The organism is Niallia laureatilytica (assembly GCF_046613985.1).
Classification (GTDB): Bacteria; Bacillota; Bacilli; order Bacillales; family Cytobacillaceae; genus Niallia.
This window is the reverse complement of sequence record NZ_JBKKHP010000039.1, coordinates 1-1,019: the sequence shown is the minus strand read 5'-3', so window position 1 is coordinate 1,019 and position 1,019 is coordinate 1. Positions and strand designations below refer to the sequence as shown.

The window sequence follows — 1,019 nt, the reverse complement described above, 5'->3', positions numbered from 1 at the left end:
ATAAAAACGATTATTGTTGACGTTTTGTTTGTTCAGTTTTCAAAGAGCAATTAGTAAACTGCTTAATGCAGCTTTTCAACTATAATAAAAATTGGATACATTGTCAATACCCAAAAAAATATTGGTGGAGCCTAGCGGGATCGAACCGCTGACCTCCTGCGTGCAAGGCAGGCGCTCTCCCAGCTGAGCTAAGGCCCCATCTTTTAATGAGAAATAATGGTCGGGAAGACAGGATTCGAACCTGCGACCCCTTGGTCCCAAACCAAGTGCTCTACCAAGCTGAGCTACTTCCCGTATATTTGGCGCGCCCGAAAGGAGTCGAACCCATAACCTTCTGATCCGTAGTCAGACGCTCTATCCAATTGAGCTACGGGCGCTAAATATTTGAAAAACAATGGTGCCGAGGACCGGAATCGAACCGGTACGGTAGTCACCTACCGCAGGATTTTAAGTCCTGTGCGTCTGCCAGTTCCGCCACCCCGGCATTGTTTTTAAAAATTGGAGCGGAAGACGAGGTTCGAACTCGCGACCCCCACCTTGGCAAGGTGGTGTTCTACCACTGAACTACTTCCGCTTAGAGTATGAAATTAAATGGTGCGGGTGAAGGGAGTCGAACCCCCACGCCTTGCGGCGCTAGATCCTAAGTCTAGTGCGTCTGCCAATTCCGCCACACCCGCGTAAATGGTGAGTCATGCAGGATTCGAACCTGCGACCCTCTGATTAAAAGTCAGATGCTCTACCAACTGAGCTAATGACTCATCTCATTTTAAAAGATGGTGCCGACGAGAGGACTTGAACCCCCAACCTACTGATTACAAGTCAGTTGCTCTACCAATTGAGCTACATCGGCATTTATATGGTGGAGGATGACGGGATCGAACCGCCGACCCTCTGCTTGTAAGGCAGATGCTCTCCCAGCTGAGCTAATCCTCCGAATATTGGTGACCCATACGGGATTCGAACCCGTGTTACCGCCGTGAAAGGGCGGTGTCTTAACCGCTTGACCAATGGGCCAGTTT

10 tRNA genes are annotated in these 1,019 nt (G+C 49.4%); all 10 read right to left on the bottom strand.

Annotated features, from left to right (window positions below):
- Positions 1 to 122: 122 nt before the first annotated feature.
- Positions 123 to 198, bottom strand: a tRNA-Ala gene (locus ACLIJJ_RS26895).
- 19 nt (positions 199 to 217) lie between these two features.
- Positions 218 to 294 (bottom strand) — tRNA-Pro (locus tag ACLIJJ_RS26890).
- 6 nt (positions 295 to 300) lie between these two features.
- A tRNA-Arg gene (locus ACLIJJ_RS26885) sits at positions 301 to 377 on the bottom strand.
- An 18-nt stretch (positions 378 to 395) separates the two neighbouring features.
- A tRNA-Leu gene (locus tag ACLIJJ_RS26880) sits at positions 396 to 484 on the bottom strand.
- A gap of 15 nt (positions 485 to 499) precedes the next feature.
- A tRNA-Gly gene (locus tag ACLIJJ_RS26875) sits at positions 500 to 574 on the bottom strand.
- An 18-nt stretch (positions 575 to 592) separates the two neighbouring features.
- Positions 593 to 677, bottom strand: a tRNA-Leu gene (locus ACLIJJ_RS26870).
- Between the two features lie 5 nt (positions 678 to 682).
- Positions 683 to 758 (bottom strand) — tRNA-Lys (locus ACLIJJ_RS26865).
- A gap of 16 nt (positions 759 to 774) precedes the next feature.
- Positions 775 to 850 (bottom strand) — tRNA-Thr (locus ACLIJJ_RS26860).
- Between the two features lie 7 nt (positions 851 to 857).
- Positions 858 to 933 (bottom strand) — tRNA-Val (locus tag ACLIJJ_RS26855).
- Positions 934 to 939: 6 nt separating this feature from the next.
- Positions 940 to 1,014 (bottom strand) — tRNA-Glu (locus ACLIJJ_RS26850).
- Between the last annotated feature and the right edge of the window lie 5 nt (positions 1,015 to 1,019).